This window comes from Morganella sp. EGD-HP17 (assembly GCF_000512315.2).
Lineage (GTDB): Bacteria > Pseudomonadota > Gammaproteobacteria > Enterobacterales > Enterobacteriaceae > Morganella > Morganella morganii.
On record NZ_AZRH01000001.1, the window covers coordinates 1 to 14,885 of the forward strand.

The following is a 14,885-nucleotide window of genomic DNA, read 5'->3' on the forward strand; positions in this document are numbered from 1 at the left end:
ATACAGAAGCGGCTGAACAGGCGCGTTTAGCCGAAGAGCAGGCCCGCCGTGATGCGGAAGCGGCTGAACAGGCGCGTTTAGCCGAAGAGCAGGCCCGCCGTGATGCAGAGGCAGCGGAACAGGCTCGTCAGGCAGAAGAACAGGCCCGTCGTGATGCGGAAGCCGCGAAGCAACAGCGTATCGCGGAAGAAAAACGGCTGGCCGAAGAACAGGCCGCAGCACAGCGCCGTGCCGAAGAAGAACAGCGCCGCGCGGAAGAGCAGGCACTGCGTGACGCGGAAATTGCGAAACAGCAGCGTATCGCGGAAGAAAAACGGCTGGCCGAAGAGCAGGCCGCAGAGCAGCAGCGTGCGGAAGAAGAACAGCGCCGGGCTGAAGAGCAGGCACTGCGTGATGCGGAAGCGGCAAAAGAGCAGCGCATCGCGGAAGATAAACGCCGTGCGGAAGAAGAAGCCGCAGAACAGCAGCGTTTAGCACAAGAGCAGAAACAGCGTGATGCCGAAGCCGCCGAACAGGCGCGTCTGGCCGAAGAACAGCGTCTTGCGCAGGAGGAAGAAGCCCGCCGTCTCGCGGAAGCCGAAGCGGAAGCACAGGACGCGGTACTGGTTGAAAATGAATCTCCGGCACCGGCGGACATGCAGGAAAGACCGGCAAAAGAAGGGTTCTTTGCCCGTCTTAAACGCAGCCTGGTGCGCACCCGTGAGAATATCGGCTCCGGTTTCTTCGGGATCTTCCGTGGCAAAAAGATCGATGACGATCTGTTTGAAGAGCTGGAAGAACAATTGCTGGTGGCCGATGTCGGTGTGGAAACCACCCGCAAGATCATCACCAGTCTGACTCAGCATGCCAGCCGCCGTGATCTGAAAGATGCGGAAGCCTTATTCGTTAAACTGCGCGAAGAGATGGGCGAGATCCTGGCAACAGTCGATAAGCCGCTGGAAATTGAAGATAAAAAACCGTATGTGATCCTGATGGTCGGCGTCAATGGTGTCGGTAAAACCACCACCATCGGTAAAATGGCGCGTCAGTATCAGGCTCAGGGTAAATCTGTCATGCTGGCTGCCGGAGATACCTTCCGTGCAGCTGCGGTGGAACAGCTCCAGGTCTGGGGCGAGCGCAACAATATCCCGGTGGTGGCACAGCACACCGGCGCGGATCCGGCCTCGGTGATTTTTGATGCCATTCAGTCCGCCAAAGCCAAAGGGGTGGATGTGCTGATTGCGGACACCGCAGGGCGTCTGCAGAACAAAGCACACCTGATGGAAGAGCTCAAGAAAATCGTGCGGGTGATGAAGAAACTTGATGAAGATGCCCCGCATGAGATTATGCTGACATTAGATGCCAGTACCGGACAGAACGCTGTCAGCCAGGCGCGTCTCTTTAATGAAGCGGTCGGCCTGACCGGGCTGACTCTGACCAAACTTGACGGAACGGCGAAAGGCGGTGTGATCTTTGCCATTGCAGACCAGTTCGGTATTCCTATCCGGTATATCGGGGTGGGTGAAGGTATTGAAGATCTGCGTCCTTTCAAAGCCGGTGATTTTATTGAGGCACTTTTTGCCCGGGAGGATTAATCATCCATGATTCGCTTTGAACACGTCAGTAAAGCCTATTTAGGCGGCCGTCAGGCGCTCCAGGGGGTGGATTTCCATATCCGCCCGGCGGAGATGGTCTTCCTGACCGGCCATTCCGGCGCAGGAAAGAGTACCCTGCTGAAACTGATTTGTGGGATTGAGCGACCCAGTGACGGCACCATTTTATTTGACGGCCACAACATCAGCCGTCTGAAAAACCGTGAAGTGCCTTTCCTGCGCCGCCAAATCGGCATGATTTTTCAGGATCACCATCTGCTGCTGGATCGCACGGTATATGACAATGTGGCGATGCCGCTGATCATTGCCGGTGCCAGCCCGGAAGATATCCGCCGCCGCGTCAGTGCCGCGCTGGATAAAGTCGGTCTGCTGGATAAGGCCCGTAACTTCCCGGTCCAGCTCTCCGGCGGTGAACAGCAGCGCGTGGGCATTGCCCGTGCGGTGGTCAATAAACCGATGGTGCTGCTGGCGGATGAACCGACCGGTAACCTGGACAGTGAGCTGTCAGAAGGCATTTTACGGCTGTTTGAAGAGTTTAACCGTGTGGGTGTCACCGTCCTGATGGCAACACACGATATCATGCTGATTGAACGGCGCAATTACCGCGTGCTGACGCTGAGTCAGGGACGCATGGCGGGAGGTCATCATGGCTAAACAACCGCGTAAACCCGTAAAAAAAATGCCGTCCAAAGCCAAAGCACTGAAAGGCGGATGGCGGGAACAGTGGCGGCATGCGTGGGTAAACACGCTGGGCGATATGCTGCGCCAGCCGCTGTCAACACTGCTGACAGTGATGGTGATTGCGATTTCCCTGACACTGCCGAGTGTCTTTTATATCGTCTGGAAAAACGTCAGCCATGCGGCGGAACAGTGGTATCCGACCCCGCAACTGACCGTTTATCTGGATAAAGGTCTGGATGAACAGGGCGGTCAGAAACTGGCGGACGAGCTGAAAGCGCTCGACGGCGTGGAGAGCGTTAATTATCTCTCCCGCGACCAGGCGATAACCGAATTCCGCGCCTGGTCCGGATTCAGTACCGCGCTGGATATGCTGGAAGAAAACCCGCTGCCGGCAGTGGCTATCGTCACACCGAAAGTGGATATGCAGAGCAGCGAAACGCTCTCCACCCTGCGTGATCGTGTCACGGCACTGTCCGGGATTGATGAGGTGCGGATGGATGACAGCTGGTTTGCCCGGCTGGCGGCACTGACCGGCCTGGTGGGGCAGATTGCCTCGCTGATCGGGGTGCTGATGGTTGTGGCCCTGTTCCTGGTGATTGGCAACAGCGTGCGGCTCAATATTTTCAGCCGCCGCGAAACCATCAATGTGATGAAACTGATCGGCGCGACAGACGGCTTTATTCTGCGTCCGTTCCTCAACGGCGGCATGCTGCTCGGGGCGTTCGGCGCAATATTGTCACTGGTGTTATCCTCTCTGCTGGTCTGGAAACTGGGTGATGTTGTGACCGATGTGTCCAAAATTTTCGGCACCACATTTGCACTGACCGGGCTGGACTGGGACGAAGCACTGCTGATTGTGCTGGTGTCAGGTATGATTGGCTGGGTTGCCGCCTGGCTGGCAACGGTCCGCCATTTACGGAATTTTATGCCGCAGTAACTGTCTCACTATCCGGCGGGGCATTATCCCGCCGGGTATCCCGCATCACCGGTTTACATTCAACCAAATGACAACGCCGGCACTAAGTGATAGGCGTAACTCTGTCCTGTGTTGTACACTATTCACCATTACCGTCTGCCGACGTCATTTTTATTTGTACTGAGGACTGAATGACTAAAGATACGCAATTCCCTGTTTTAGTTCCGCAAGGGAGCATTGAGGCCTATATCCGGGCAGCTAACCAGTATCCGATGCTGACAGCCGAAGAAGAAAAAGAGCTGGCTGAGCGTCTGTATTATGACGGCGACCTTGAGGCCGCGAAAAAACTGATCATGTCGCATCTGCGGTTTGTTATCCATGTCGCCCGCAGTTATTCAGGTTATGGCCTGCCTCAGGCGGATCTTATCCAGGAAGGCAATATCGGGCTGATGAAAGCGGTGCGCCGTTTTAACCCGGAAATGGGTGTGCGCCTGGTGTCGTTTGCGGTTCACTGGATCAAAGCTGAAATTCATGAGTATGTGCTGCGTAACTGGCGCATCGTTAAAATCGCCACCACCAAAGCACAGCGCAAACTGTTTTTTAATCTGCGCAAATCCAAAAAACGTCTGGGCTGGTTTAACCAGGACGAAGTGGAAATGGTGGCGAAAGAGTTGGGGGTAACCAGCAAAGATGTGCTGGAAATGGAATCCCGTATGGCGGCGCAGGACATGGCATTTGATATGTCCGATGACGACGACGGCGATCACCCTGTGGTGGCACCGGCACTGTTCCTGGAAGATAAATCCTCTGATTTCGCGGATGAAATCGAGGAAGATAACTGGGATAACCACGCCACGGACAAACTCACCCTGGCGATTGATTCACTGGATGAGCGCAGCCGTGACATTATCCGTGCCCGCTGGCTGGATGATGACAGCAAAACCACCCTCCAGGAACTGGCGGATAAATACGGCGTTTCTGCAGAGCGCGTCCGTCAGCTGGAAAAAAATGCCATGAAAAAACTGCGCGAGGCGATTGAGGGCTGATAACAATGCTCCCGTTTCCGCCGCAATCTGTTATGGTAGCCATAGTATTTTCTGATAATCACTGATGGGGATATTATGGCTTTTTCGTCTGAAGACAAGGCAGTTTTACTGGCGGTAAAGGGCGTGGGCACGAAAGTTATCGAACGCCTTGAGCAGATGGGTTTCTCAGACCTTAATCAGCTTGCTGCCGCAGATGCCCAATCCCTGCTGAGTGCCGGTGCGGCACTCACCGGCTCCACCTGCTGGCGCAACAGTCCGCTGGCCAGAAAAGCCATTGAGTCTGCCATAGCGGCAGCACGCCAGGCACAGAATCCGTCCTGATATGACACCGGTTCAGCTCGATCAGCGCACCGCCCGGCTGATTGTTCAGCGGGCGATGCAAATCCTCAGTTACTCCGTGAATGTGATGAACGCACAGGGCGTGATTATCGCTTCCGGTGACCCGCAGCGGGTCAATCAGCGTCACGAGGGCGCGGTGCTGGCGCTGACAGAAAACCGGATTGTGGAAATTGATGAAGCCACCGCTGCCACGCTGAAAGGCGTGAAACCGGGCATTAATCTGCCGGTAATTTTCCGCGATACCATGGTGGGTGTGGTCGGGATTTCCGGCAAACCGGATGAAGTGCGCAACTACGCCGAACTGGTGCGCATGGCGGCGGAGCTGGTGCTGGAGCAGGCCGATCTGCTGGAGAAATCCCAGTGGGATCGCCGTTACCGTGATGAGCTGGTCAGCCAGCTGATAAGCCCGGAGCAGCAGCCGCAGTCAGTAAAATCCATCGCCGCCTATCTCGGGATCTCCCCCGATAAACCCCGTATTGCCCTGATCCTTGCACTGCCAGCGCCTGATCACGAGCAGTTTCACCGTCTGGTGGACTATATTGATAATCTGAAAATGGATCTGCTGGTCAGTATCCGGGGAATAAATTCCCTGGTGGTACTGAAACCGGTGGCCTGTGATGCGGATTTTCAGCCGCTCTCTCCGGTGCAGAAGCAGTTACAGGCACTGCGCCGCCAGCTGCCGGATCTGCTGATGTATGTCGGCGGTTTTTTTCACGGACACAATGGCCTGCACCGCTCCTGGCAGAGTGCCTGCGCTGTGCAGCAACTGGGGCAGACCCCGGCGTACAGCCGCCAGAAAACCATTTTTTATGATGAAGTCAAATTACCCGCGCTGTTACAGGGATTTCAGGATAGCTGGCAGGCCGCTGAACTGGCTTCTGCCTGGCAGAAACTGAAAGCGGCGGACAGCCGCCGTGTGTTGTGTCATACTCTGAAGACCTATTTTGATCAGAATTGTGATCTGTCTCAAACCACAAAAACGCTGCATATTCACACAAATACCCTCCGTTACCGCCTTCAGCGTGTTGAATCGATTACTGGCTTAAATATCAATAGATTAGAATCAATGATTCAGCTTTATTTCGGTATTCTGACTGATCTGTGATTTGTACGTTTGTACAAAATACGCGGTTTCAGCCCGTTCTTTTTTGTCGGAACCTCTCAAGCTTAAGCTGATGGCTGCCGCCATAATGCATCCTGTTCTGTCCGAATAATCATAACTACAGCAGGAGTCTGCACATGGTGACTGTTTCAGCTTTGGGCGCAATGGTTGCGCTGGTCGTGGCGATAGGGTTAATACTGAAAAAAGTACCGCCGGTATACGGGATGATGGCGGGGGCACTGGCCGGAGGATTGGTCGGCGGCGCGGATCTGGTGCAGACGGTGACACTGATGGTGACCGGTGCCCAGGGGATCACTAACGCGGTGCTGCGTATTCTGGCGGCGGGTGTGCTGGCGGGGGTACTGATTGAGTCTGGTGCGGCAAATACTATTGCGGAAACCATTGTCCGCAAAGTGGGTGAGAAGCGGGCGCTGCTGGCGCTGGCGGTAGCCACTCTGTTACTGACAGCCGTCGGTGTGTTTATCGACGTGGCGGTTATTACGGTTTCACCGATTGCACTGGCGATTGCGCACCGCGCGGATCTGTCCAAAATGGCGATTCTGCTGGCGATGATCGGCGGCGGTAAAGCGGGAAACGTGATGTCACCGAACCCGAACACCATTGCGGCAGCGGATAACTTTAACGTGCCGCTGACATCACTGATGGCTGCGGGGATTATCCCGGGCATTTTCGGGCTGATCGTGGCGTATTTCCTGGCGAAACGTCTGGTTCACCGTGGTTCAAAAGTGACGCAGGAAGAGCTGATTGCGGCGCATCATGATGGTAAGTTACCGGGATTCTGGGCAGCAATGAGTGCACCGCTGGTGGCGATTTTCCTGCTGTCGCTGCGTCCGATCGCCGGTATCAGCATTGACCCGCTGATCGCGCTGCCGGTCGGCGGCCTGGCCGGTGCGCTGATTATGGGACGTATCCGTCAGTCCAACCACTTTATTACTTCCGGGCTGAGCCGGATGGCACCGGTGGCGATTATGCTGCTGGGGACCGGAACCCTGGCGGGGATTATCGCCAACTCCGGCCTGAAAGATGTGTTAATTAACGGCCTGACGGCGTCCGGTCTGCCATCCTATCTGCTGGCACCGATTTCCGGGGCACTGATGTCAATGGCAACCGCGTCCACCACAGCAGGTACGGCGGTGGCGTCTGCGGTATTCAGCTCCACGCTGCTTGATCTGGGTGTGAGTGCGCTGGCCGGGGCGGCGATGATCCACGCCGGTGCGGTGGTGCTCGACCAGATGCCGCACGGCAGCTTCTTCCATGCGACCGGCGGCAGTGTCAATATGCAGGTTCATGAGCGTCTGAAATTACTGCCTTACGAAACCATGGTGGGTCTGGTGATCGCTATTGTCTCCACACTGATTTTCGGTGTCTTCGGGTTTGGCGGGTAAAAGGAATTAAGTATGAAAATAGTGATTGCTCCGGATTCATTTAAAGAGAGTCTGACCGCCCTTCAGGTCGCCGATGCGGTGGAAGCGGGTTTCAGAACCGTTTTCCCGGATGCGCAGTACATCAAGTTGCCGATGGCGGACGGTGGCGAGGGCACAGTGGTCTCCATTATTGAAGCCACACAGGGAACACTGAAAGAAACCGAAGTTACGGCCCCGCTGGGGAATAAAGTGACCGGGTTTTACGGGCTGTCCGGTGACGGTAAAACGGCCATTATTGAGATGGCCGCAGCTTCCGGGTTACATCTGGTACCTCCTGCACAGCGGGATCCGCGTGTGACCACCACCTTCGGCACCGGGGAACTTATCCTGGCAGCACTGGATGACGGCGCGGAGAAAATAATCCTCGGCATCGGCGGCAGTGCCACCAATGACGGTGGTGCCGGGATGATGCAGGCGCTGGGGGTGGTATTCCGCGATGAACAGGGGAATTCACTGCCGTTCGGCGGCAGTGCGCTGGCAAAACTGGCTTCCGCGGATCTATCCGGGCTGGATCCGCGTCTGGCGAAAACAGAGTTTGTGGTGGCCTGTGATGTGAATAATCCGCTGTGCGGGCCGAAAGGAGCATCCGCCACCTTCGGGCCGCAGAAAGGCGCGACACCGGCGATTGTCAGCGAGCTGGATGCGGCGCTGCGTCATTACGGGGAGGTAATTGAATCCCTGACCGGTAAGTCACTGAGTGATGTCGCCGGTGCCGGAGCGGCAGGCGGCATGGGCGTTCCGCTGATGGCATGGCTTGATGCGCGGATGCAGCCGGGAATTGAGATGGTGATCGAAACACTGGATCTGAACTCGGTGGTGAAAGATGCTGACCTGGTGATCACCGGGGAAGGACGGATGGACAGCCAGACGATTCAGGGAAAAACCCCGGCGGGTGTGGCGAAAGCCGCAAAAGCGCGGGGAATTCCGGTTATTGCGCTGGCAGGCGGGATGAGCGAGGACTATGCGGTCGTGCATGAGCACGGTATTGATGCCGTGTTCTCCGTGATCCCGCGGATTTGCTCTCTGGATGAGGCACTGGCACAGGCGGCGGTTAATATTGAAGTGGCCGCCCGCAATATCGCTGCTGTACTGGCGATGAAAATAGGATAAATCAGTAATATTCGTAGCGGGATTCCGGCGTGATCCCGCTGCTTTGAATGGCGGCGGAGCCTTCCAGCTGAATGGCCTTGATCATGGTTTGTAATTCACAGTTTCCGTACAGATCCCATTTATAGCAGGTGTAGGCGAAACCAGCCGGTTATTCTGATAGCGGTAGCGGGTTTCTGATTGCCGGGATTGGTTATCCGGTATTGTTTTATAGGATTCTGTCAGGCTGACGATCCGGTTTTTCCGGCACGATCTGCGTGGTTTGCGTAATCGTAATCGGCACCTGACCTTCTTCTATCGCCATTTCCCGGTATTCATAATCATATTGTGTCAGATTGCTGCACGGACCGAAGTGCAGTTTTTCTTTCACCCACAGGATAAGCCCCATCGGGTGGTAAGACGTGATAGTGATTGATTTTACCGGCCCGTAATATTTCGCGCCGGTAATAATAAATGTATTTTGCCGGTTAATATCCTGTGCCGCATCATCACAGCGGCCGGGGGGCGGCCGCAGCGGTCAGCGGCAGCGTAAAAGTGAGCAGGAGCATGCCCGTTAGTTTATTCATGTCGCGGACCATTCCATCAGTCATAGTGAACAGAAAACCCGGATCAGGATAAATCAATCAGTAAACTGAATCAGATAACGGGTTAATACTTCGCCGGATGAATCTAATAATAAAGAGAGATAATTGCTATCGGAATAGTGGGGAAAACTATTTTTCCGGCGGTGAATTTCCGCATTAAGTTATCCTTAACGAATCATTAACCAGTTTATAACACTGTTTTTTGCCGAAAAAACACCCGATTGCAACCGGATATTATCCTGTTAATGATGCAATAATCTCCTTTTCTGATTTGCTTTTCAGAATAAAAATCCTGTTTAATGAACTGAAAATAAAGAATTAATTAATGTAATACGACTCATTATAACGGAATTCCGAAAATACCGCACATGCTGACCGTCCGGTCACTGCAAAGCTAACCGATGGGGATGTTCTGATGAAAAAAACAATGAAAATGGCAATCATTGCCGGAGCTGTATCCTGTGCATTAAGTGCAGCGGCGTACGCTGAAGATATTAAAGTTGCGGTGGTGGGCGCTATGTCCGGACCGGTCGCACAATACGGTGATATGGAATTTACCGGAGCCCGCCAGGCGGTTGAGGACATCAACGCCAAAGGCGGGATTAACGGCAATAAACTGGTGATCACCGAATACGATGACGCCTGTGACCCGAAACAGGCGGTGGCGGTGGCCAACAAAGTTATCAATGACGGCATGCGCTATGTGATCGGGCACCTCTGCTCCTCCTCCACACAACCTGCGTCAGATATTTATGAGGATGAAGGGATCCTGATGATCACCCCGGCGGCAACCAATGCGGATTTAACCACGCGCGGTTACAACCTGATCATGCGTACCACCGGCCTGGATTCTGACCAGGGCCCGACCGCAGCAAAATATATCCTCGAAAAAGTGAAACCGCAGCGCATTGCCGTGGTGCATGACAAACAGCAGTACGGTGAAGGCCTGGCGCGTTCCGTGAAAGACAATCTGAACAAAGCCGGGGTGAAAGAAGTGCTGTTTGAAGGGGTGACGGCGGGTGATAAAGATTTCTCCGCGCTGGTGGCGCGCCTGAAGAAAGATAATGTCGATTTTGTCTATTTCGGCGGCTACTACCCGGAAATGGGACAGATTTTACGCCAGGCAAAACAGGCGGGGCTGAATATCCGCTTTATGGGACCGGAAGGCGTGGGTAACTCCTCACTCTCCAACATTGCCGGTGACGCATCCGAAGGCATGCTGGTGACGCTGCCGAAACGCTATGACCAGGTTCCTGCCAACAAACCGGTGGTGGATGCCCTGGCGGCGAAGAAACTGGATTCCACCGGGCCGTTCGTCTGGACAACCTATGCGGCATTACAGTCCCTGACTACCGCGATGCAGCGCAGCGGCAGCATGGAACCAGCGGATCTGGCCGCTGATCTGAAAGGCAAACCGGTTGACACCGTAATGGGCGAACTGAGCTGGACACCAAACGGGGATCTGAAAGGTTTCGAGTTCGGCGTATTTGAATGGCACAAAGACGGAACCTCATCACCGCTGAACTGATCCGCAGCGGTGACTGATGCGGGCAGTGTGTTTCAGGGGAGTGCGCTATGTCAGAACAATTATTATATTTTACGCAGCAATTGCTGAACGGATTAACGCTGGGAAGCACCTATGCCCTGATCGCCATCGGTTACACCATGGTGTACGGCATTATCGGTATGATTAACTTTGCCCACGGCGAAGTGTATATGATCGGCAGTTACGTCTCGTTTATTGTGATTGCCGGGCTGATGATGCTGGGGATTGATGTCGGCTGGTTGTTAATTACCGCTGCATTTATTACAGCGATAATTATTGCCAGTGCCTATGGCTGGAGTATCGAACGGGTCGCTTACCGGCCCGTCCGTCACTCAAAACGGCTGATTGCCCTGATTTCGGCGATCGGGATGTCCATTTTTCTGCAAAACTTTGTCAGTCTTTCCCAGGGCTCCCGCGATCTCGCGCTGCCCGGGCTGATTAACGGCCGCTGGACCTTCGGGGAGAGCGGCGGTTTCTCGGCCACGGTTTCTGCCATGCAGATCACTATCTGGGTGGTGACGGTGCTGGCAATGCTGGCGCTGACCCTCTTTATCCGTTACTCACGGATGGGACGCGCCTGCCGTGCCTGTGCGGAAGATCTGAAAATGGCCGGTTTACTCGGGATCAACACCGATCGCGTGATTGCACTGACCTTTGTGATCGGTGCGGCGATGGCGGCGGTGGCCGGGGTGCTGCTGGGGCAGTTTTACGGCGTGATCAACCCGTACATCGGCTTTATGGCCGGGATGAAAGCCTTTACCGCAGCGGTTCTCGGCGGGATCGGCAGTATTCCGGGGGCGATGATCGGCGGGGTGATCCTCGGCGTATCAGAAGCCATGACCTCCGCCTATTTCAGTACGGAATATAAAGATGTGGTTTCATTCGGCTTGCTTATCCTTGTGTTACTGGTGATGCCGACCGGGATCCTCGGGCGTCCGGAGGTTGAAAAGGTATGACTAAATCTCACTGGATCAACGCCATTGTCGCCACCGCAACGCTGTTTGTGCTGGCCTCCGTGATGATGGGGCTGCAATTGTCCCTCGATGGTACCCGTCTGATTGTCCGCAACGCCGATGCTGTCCGCTGGGAGTGGATCGGTACCGGCTGTGTGATTGTCTTTATTTTTCAGCTGGTGCGCCCGTCACTGAAAAAACTGACGGCGCGTCTGCCGAAAAGCAGCTGCTCATTGCCGGGTTTTGACGGTTCCACCAATACGCAGAAAATTATTGCCGGGCTGATTATTCTCGCTGCCATTATCTGGCCGTTTATGGTGTCACGCGGCAGTGTGGATATCGCCACCTTAACCCTTATCTATGTGATGCTCGGCCTCGGGCTGAATGTGGTGGTCGGGCTGTCCGGCCTTCTGGTGCTGGGCTACGCCGGATTCTACGCCATCGGTGCCTACACTTACGGGCTGATGAACCACTATTTCGGCTGGGGGTTCTGGCAGAGTCTGCCGCTGGCCGGTATTGCCGCGGCGCTGTCCGGGCTGCTGCTCGGCTTCCCGGTGCTGCGGTTGCGCGGGGATTATCTGGCGATTGTGACGCTCGGTTTCGGGGAAATTGTCCGTATTCTGCTGCTGAATAATACGGAGTTTACCGGCGGGCCGAACGGCATCAGTCAGATCCCGAAACCGACCCTGTTCGGGCTGGAGTTCAGCCGGACCGCCAAAGAGGGCGGCTGGGATACGTTCCACAATTTCTTCGGCCTGGCGTATGATCCGGGCGATCGTATTATTTTCCTGTATTTGGTCGCATTGCTGCTGGTACTGGCAACACTGTTTATTATCAGCCGGTTACTGAGGATGCCGCTGGGCAGGGCCTGGGAAGCGCTGCGTGAGGATGAAATCGCCTGCCGTTCGCTGGGACTCAGCCCGACACGTATCAAACTGACGGCATTTACCATCAGTGCCGCCTTTGCCGGGGTGGCGGGCACTTTATTTGCCGCCCGTCAGGGCTTTATCAGCCCGGAATCCTTTACCTTTACGGAATCAGCCTTTGTGCTGGCTGTTGTGGTGCTGGGAGGGATGGGCTCACAAACCTCGGTGATTCTGGCCGCCGTTATCCTGGTGGTTTCCCGGGAAATGATGCGCGATCTGAATGCTTACAGCATGCTGTTGCTCGGGGCGCTGATGGTGCTGATGATGGTCTGGCGGCCGCAGGGATTACTGCCGGTGTCGCGCCCGCACCTGAAAGTCAGCACAACGGATGCGGAAAAAACCGGAGGTGCGCAATGACCGATACCTTATTGCAGGTCTCCGGCCTGACCATGCGTTTCGGCGGGTTGCTGGCGGTGAACAATGTGTCGCTGGAACTGAACCGGGGCGAGATAGTCTCTCTGATCGGCCCCAACGGCGCGGGAAAAACCACGATCTTCAACTGTCTGACCGGCTTCTACAAACCGGCGGACGGGCAGATCCTGCTGCGCGGAAAACCGGTGCAGGGATTATCCGGACAGGCGATTGCCCGTCTCGGCATGATCCGCACTTTCCAGCATGTACGTTTATTCCGGGAAATGACGGTGATTGAAAACCTGCTGGTGGCACAGCATCAGCATCATAAAAGCGGATTACTCGCCGGGCTGCTGACGCTGCCCTCATTCCGCCGTGATCAGCGCGAAGCCACGGAACGCGCAGTGATGTGGCTGGACAGAATCGGGCTGACGTCACTGGCAAACCGGCAGGCAGGTAACCTGGCGTATGGTCAGCAGCGGCGGCTGGAAATCGCCCGCTGTATGGTGACCCGGCCGGATATTCTGATGCTGGATGAACCGGCGGCCGGGCTGAACCCGAAAGAAACGGACGATCTGGATGCACTGATCGCGGAACTGCGGGCGGAGCACGGCGTGTCTGTCCTGCTGATCGAACATGATATGAAACTGGTGATGGGAATTTCAGACCGGATCTATGTGGTGAACCAGGGAACGCCGCTGGCAAGCGGCACCCCGGCGGCGATCCGCAATCATCCGGATGTGATCCGCGCGTATTTGGGGGAGGCATACTGATGCTGGAATTTATAAATGTCTCCGCGCAGTACGGCAAAATTCAGGCACTGCATGAAGTCAGCCTGTCGGTGCGCAAAGGGGAAATAGTCACTCTGATCGGCGCGAACGGTGCGGGGAAAACCACACTGCTGAGCACGCTGTGCGGGGAACCGCGGGCGACCACCGGCGAGATCCGCTATCTCGGGGAAAACATCACTGCACTGCCGACGGCGCAGATCATGCGCAAAGACATTGCACTGGTGCCGGAAGGGCGGCGCGTGTTCGGGCGGATGACGGTGGAAGAGAATCTGGCCATGGGCGGATTTTTTGCATCCAAAACGCAGTATCAGGCACGGATTGCTCAGGTATATGAGCTTTTCCCTAGGCTTCAGGAGCGGCGTCATCAGCGGGCGGGAACAATGTCCGGCGGTGAACAGCAGATGCTGGCTATCGGCCGTGCGCTGATGAGCAGCCCTCAGCTGTTACTGCTGGATGAACCGTCCCTCGGGCTGGCGCCGATTATCATCATGCAGATTTTCGATACCATCCGTGAACTGCGTGATGCGGGTATGACTATCTTCCTGGTCGAACAGAATGCCAACCAGGCGCTGAAACTGGCAGACAGAGGTTATGTGCTTGAAAACGGGCGGGTCGTACTGGAGGATACCGGTCAGGCACTGCTGGTGAATGAAGCGGTCAGGAGTGCCTATCTGGGCGGCTGATCGGATGACGGTTTTCCGGAAAAAATCTGACGGAATTTGTCCTCATTTTCTGTCAGATTTCTGACCCACGGGCAGGCTTCCGGCTCACCGTTTTCACAGGAGGCTTTCATCAGTGCCACACCTTTTTCGTAATCCTGCGCCACGCCGTGTCCCCGGAGATACATCATCGCGAGGTAAAACTGAGCGGAGCCGTGTGACTGTGCTGCCGCTCTCTCATAAAAACTCCGGGCAATGGCGCAATCATCGCGTTCACAACCTTTTCCGCGATAATACATCACCCCGGCTGATAAAGCGCATCCGGCTGATTCTGTGATGCGGCTTTCTCGAACCAGACTCTGGCTTCCTGTAATGCTGTCACGGAGTGATTGCTGAGCAGGATCAGTTTTCCCGGCTCATTCTGGGCATAAGGATTGTTCTGTTCCGCCGCTTTCCGGTACCAGTATTTGGCCTGCACAATATCCTGTTTTGTGCGGAAGGTATCGGCCAGCGTTATCTGCGCGGTAATATTGCCGCTCAGTGCTCTGGCTTCGGTCTGCTGTATTGCTGCCTGTTTTGCCTGAAGCGGGGCGGCGGCAAACAGTACAGCAAACAGGAGTCCTGCGGTTATAGCGGTTTTTATTACACATCCTGTTATTGATTTTCCTGCGGATATTACGCCCTGAACGTGATCAGTGTAAGGGGCGGATAAGTCCGGGTAAATCAGTCCGGGACTACGTATTTATGGGCGGATGCTCTCTGATGGTGCACTGCAATGGTGCAGGGCAGTATTTTCCGCAACGGAAACCGGCGGATCCGGCGGGCAGCAAAAGCGGAATGATTATTG

The 14,885-nt window shown here is 55.3% G+C and carries 16 protein-coding genes; 13 read left to right on the top strand and 3 right to left on the bottom strand.

Annotated elements, in window-relative coordinates; translation table 11 throughout:
* The 8 genes from ftsY to X965_RS00040 form a co-directional block, all read left to right on the top strand.
* Positions 1–1,574, top strand: a 1,574-nt coding sequence (gene ftsY, locus X965_RS00005) for a signal recognition particle-docking protein FtsY (RefSeq protein WP_036416535.1), incomplete at its 5' end; no start/stop codon positions are given.
* A gap of 6 nt (positions 1,575–1,580) precedes the next feature.
* Complete coding sequence (gene ftsE / locus X965_RS00010; RefSeq protein ID WP_004236250.1) at positions 1,581–2,246, top strand: cell division ATP-binding protein FtsE; 666 nt, start codon at positions 1,581–1,583, stop codon at positions 2,244–2,246.
* Positions 2,239–3,210: a permease-like cell division protein FtsX gene (gene ftsX, locus X965_RS00015; RefSeq protein ID WP_004236251.1), complete on the top strand. Its 972-nt coding sequence runs from the start codon at positions 2,239–2,241 to the stop codon at positions 3,208–3,210. Before ftsE ends, ftsX begins: the two co-directional genes overlap by 8 nt.
* Before the next feature lie 170 nt (positions 3,211–3,380).
* Positions 3,381–4,235 carry an RNA polymerase sigma factor RpoH gene (gene rpoH / locus X965_RS00020; RefSeq protein ID WP_004236252.1) on the top strand — a complete coding sequence of 285 codons (855 nt, stop codon included), beginning with the start codon at positions 3,381–3,383 and terminating at the stop codon, positions 4,233–4,235.
* A 75-nt stretch (positions 4,236–4,310) separates the two neighbouring features.
* Complete coding sequence (locus tag X965_RS00025) at positions 4,311–4,556, top strand: hypothetical protein (RefSeq protein WP_004236253.1); 246 nt, start codon at positions 4,311–4,313, stop codon at positions 4,554–4,556.
* A 1-nt stretch (position 4,557) separates the two neighbouring features.
* The gene (locus X965_RS00030) at positions 4,558–5,679 is read left to right on the top strand and encodes a sugar diacid recognition domain-containing protein (protein WP_004236254.1); all 1,122 of its coding nucleotides are present in this window, start codon (positions 4,558–4,560) and stop codon (positions 5,677–5,679) included.
* A 134-nt stretch (positions 5,680–5,813) separates the two neighbouring features.
* Positions 5,814–7,082: a GntP family permease gene (locus tag X965_RS00035; RefSeq protein ID WP_036416538.1), complete on the top strand. Its 1,269-nt coding sequence runs from the start codon at positions 5,814–5,816 to the stop codon at positions 7,080–7,082.
* A gap of 12 nt (positions 7,083–7,094) precedes the next feature.
* Positions 7,095–8,231 carry a glycerate kinase gene (locus X965_RS00040; RefSeq protein WP_004236256.1) on the top strand — a complete coding sequence of 379 codons (1,137 nt, stop codon included), beginning with the start codon at positions 7,095–7,097 and terminating at the stop codon, positions 8,229–8,231.
* Between the two features lie 205 nt (positions 8,232–8,436).
* Here the strand turns inward: X965_RS00040 and X965_RS00045 are convergent, their stop codons facing one another.
* On the bottom strand, positions 8,437–8,598 hold the full coding sequence (locus tag X965_RS00045; protein ID WP_155275483.1) for a hypothetical protein: 162 nt from the start codon (positions 8,596–8,598) through the stop codon (positions 8,437–8,439).
* Between the two features lie 629 nt (positions 8,599–9,227).
* Between X965_RS00045 and X965_RS00050 the strand changes: the two genes are divergently transcribed.
* From X965_RS00050 to livF, 5 genes are read left to right on the top strand one after another with little or no spacing between them, the layout of a single operon-like run.
* Complete coding sequence (locus X965_RS00050) at positions 9,228–10,340, top strand: branched-chain amino acid ABC transporter substrate-binding protein (RefSeq protein ID WP_004236258.1); 1,113 nt, start codon at positions 9,228–9,230, stop codon at positions 10,338–10,340.
* A gap of 47 nt (positions 10,341–10,387) precedes the next feature.
* Positions 10,388–11,314: a high-affinity branched-chain amino acid ABC transporter permease LivH gene (livH, locus tag X965_RS00055; protein ID WP_004236259.1), complete on the top strand. Its 927-nt coding sequence runs from the start codon at positions 10,388–10,390 to the stop codon at positions 11,312–11,314.
* Positions 11,311–12,594 (top strand): high-affinity branched-chain amino acid ABC transporter permease LivM, encoded by a 1,284-nt coding sequence (locus tag X965_RS00060; protein WP_004236260.1) that lies wholly within the window; start codon positions 11,311–11,313, stop codon positions 12,592–12,594. The genes livH and X965_RS00060 overlap by 4 nt, the downstream gene beginning before the upstream one ends.
* Complete coding sequence (gene livG / locus X965_RS00065) at positions 12,591–13,361, top strand: high-affinity branched-chain amino acid ABC transporter ATP-binding protein LivG (protein WP_004240561.1); 771 nt, start codon at positions 12,591–12,593, stop codon at positions 13,359–13,361. Before X965_RS00060 ends, livG begins: the two co-directional genes overlap by 4 nt.
* Positions 13,361–14,062 carry a high-affinity branched-chain amino acid ABC transporter ATP-binding protein LivF gene (livF, locus tag X965_RS00070; RefSeq protein WP_004240560.1) on the top strand — a complete coding sequence of 234 codons (702 nt, stop codon included), beginning with the start codon at positions 13,361–13,363 and terminating at the stop codon, positions 14,060–14,062. Before livG ends, livF begins: the two co-directional genes overlap by 1 nt.
* Here the strand turns inward: livF and X965_RS00075 are convergent.
* Positions 14,047–14,337 carry a tetratricopeptide repeat protein gene (locus tag X965_RS00075; RefSeq protein ID WP_051997295.1) on the bottom strand — a complete coding sequence of 97 codons (291 nt, stop codon included), beginning with the start codon at positions 14,335–14,337 and terminating at the stop codon, positions 14,047–14,049. The two genes, livF and X965_RS00075, sit on opposite strands and share 16 nt — an antisense overlap.
* Positions 14,337–14,780 carry a tetratricopeptide repeat protein gene (locus tag X965_RS19910; RefSeq protein ID WP_082457261.1) on the bottom strand — a complete coding sequence of 148 codons (444 nt, stop codon included), beginning with the start codon at positions 14,778–14,780 and terminating at the stop codon, positions 14,337–14,339. Before X965_RS19910 ends, X965_RS00075 begins: the two co-directional genes overlap by 1 nt.
* Positions 14,781–14,885 lie beyond the last annotated feature (105 nt).

Bases quoted from the DNA above. Each gene is read 5' to 3' on its own strand.
- ftsE (WP_004236250.1), top strand. From the start codon at position 1,581: ATGATTCGCTTTGAACACGTCAGTAAAGCCTATTTAGGCGGCCGTCAG.
- livG (WP_004240561.1), top strand. From the start codon at position 12,591: ATGACCGATACCTTATTGCAGGTCTCCGGCCTGACCATGCGTTTCGGC.
- X965_RS00060 (WP_004236260.1), top strand. From the start codon at position 11,311: ATGACTAAATCTCACTGGATCAACGCCATTGTCGCCACCGCAACGCTG.
- X965_RS00030 (WP_004236254.1), top strand. From the start codon at position 4,558: ATGACACCGGTTCAGCTCGATCAGCGCACCGCCCGGCTGATTGTTCAG.
- X965_RS00025 (WP_004236253.1), top strand. From the start codon at position 4,311: ATGGCTTTTTCGTCTGAAGACAAGGCAGTTTTACTGGCGGTAAAGGGC.
- ftsX (WP_004236251.1), top strand. From the start codon at position 2,239: ATGGCTAAACAACCGCGTAAACCCGTAAAAAAAATGCCGTCCAAAGCC.
- X965_RS00040 (WP_004236256.1), top strand. From the start codon at position 7,095: ATGAAAATAGTGATTGCTCCGGATTCATTTAAAGAGAGTCTGACCGCC.
- rpoH (WP_004236252.1), top strand. From the start codon at position 3,381: ATGACTAAAGATACGCAATTCCCTGTTTTAGTTCCGCAAGGGAGCATT.
- livF (WP_004240560.1), top strand. From the start codon at position 13,361: ATGCTGGAATTTATAAATGTCTCCGCGCAGTACGGCAAAATTCAGGCA.
- X965_RS00075 (WP_051997295.1), bottom strand. From the start codon at position 14,337: ATGTATTATCGCGGAAAAGGTTGTGAACGCGATGATTGCGCCATTGCC.
- livH (WP_004236259.1), top strand. From the start codon at position 10,388: ATGTCAGAACAATTATTATATTTTACGCAGCAATTGCTGAACGGATTA.
- X965_RS00050 (WP_004236258.1), top strand. From the start codon at position 9,228: ATGAAAAAAACAATGAAAATGGCAATCATTGCCGGAGCTGTATCCTGT.
- X965_RS00035 (WP_036416538.1), top strand. From the start codon at position 5,814: ATGGTGACTGTTTCAGCTTTGGGCGCAATGGTTGCGCTGGTCGTGGCG.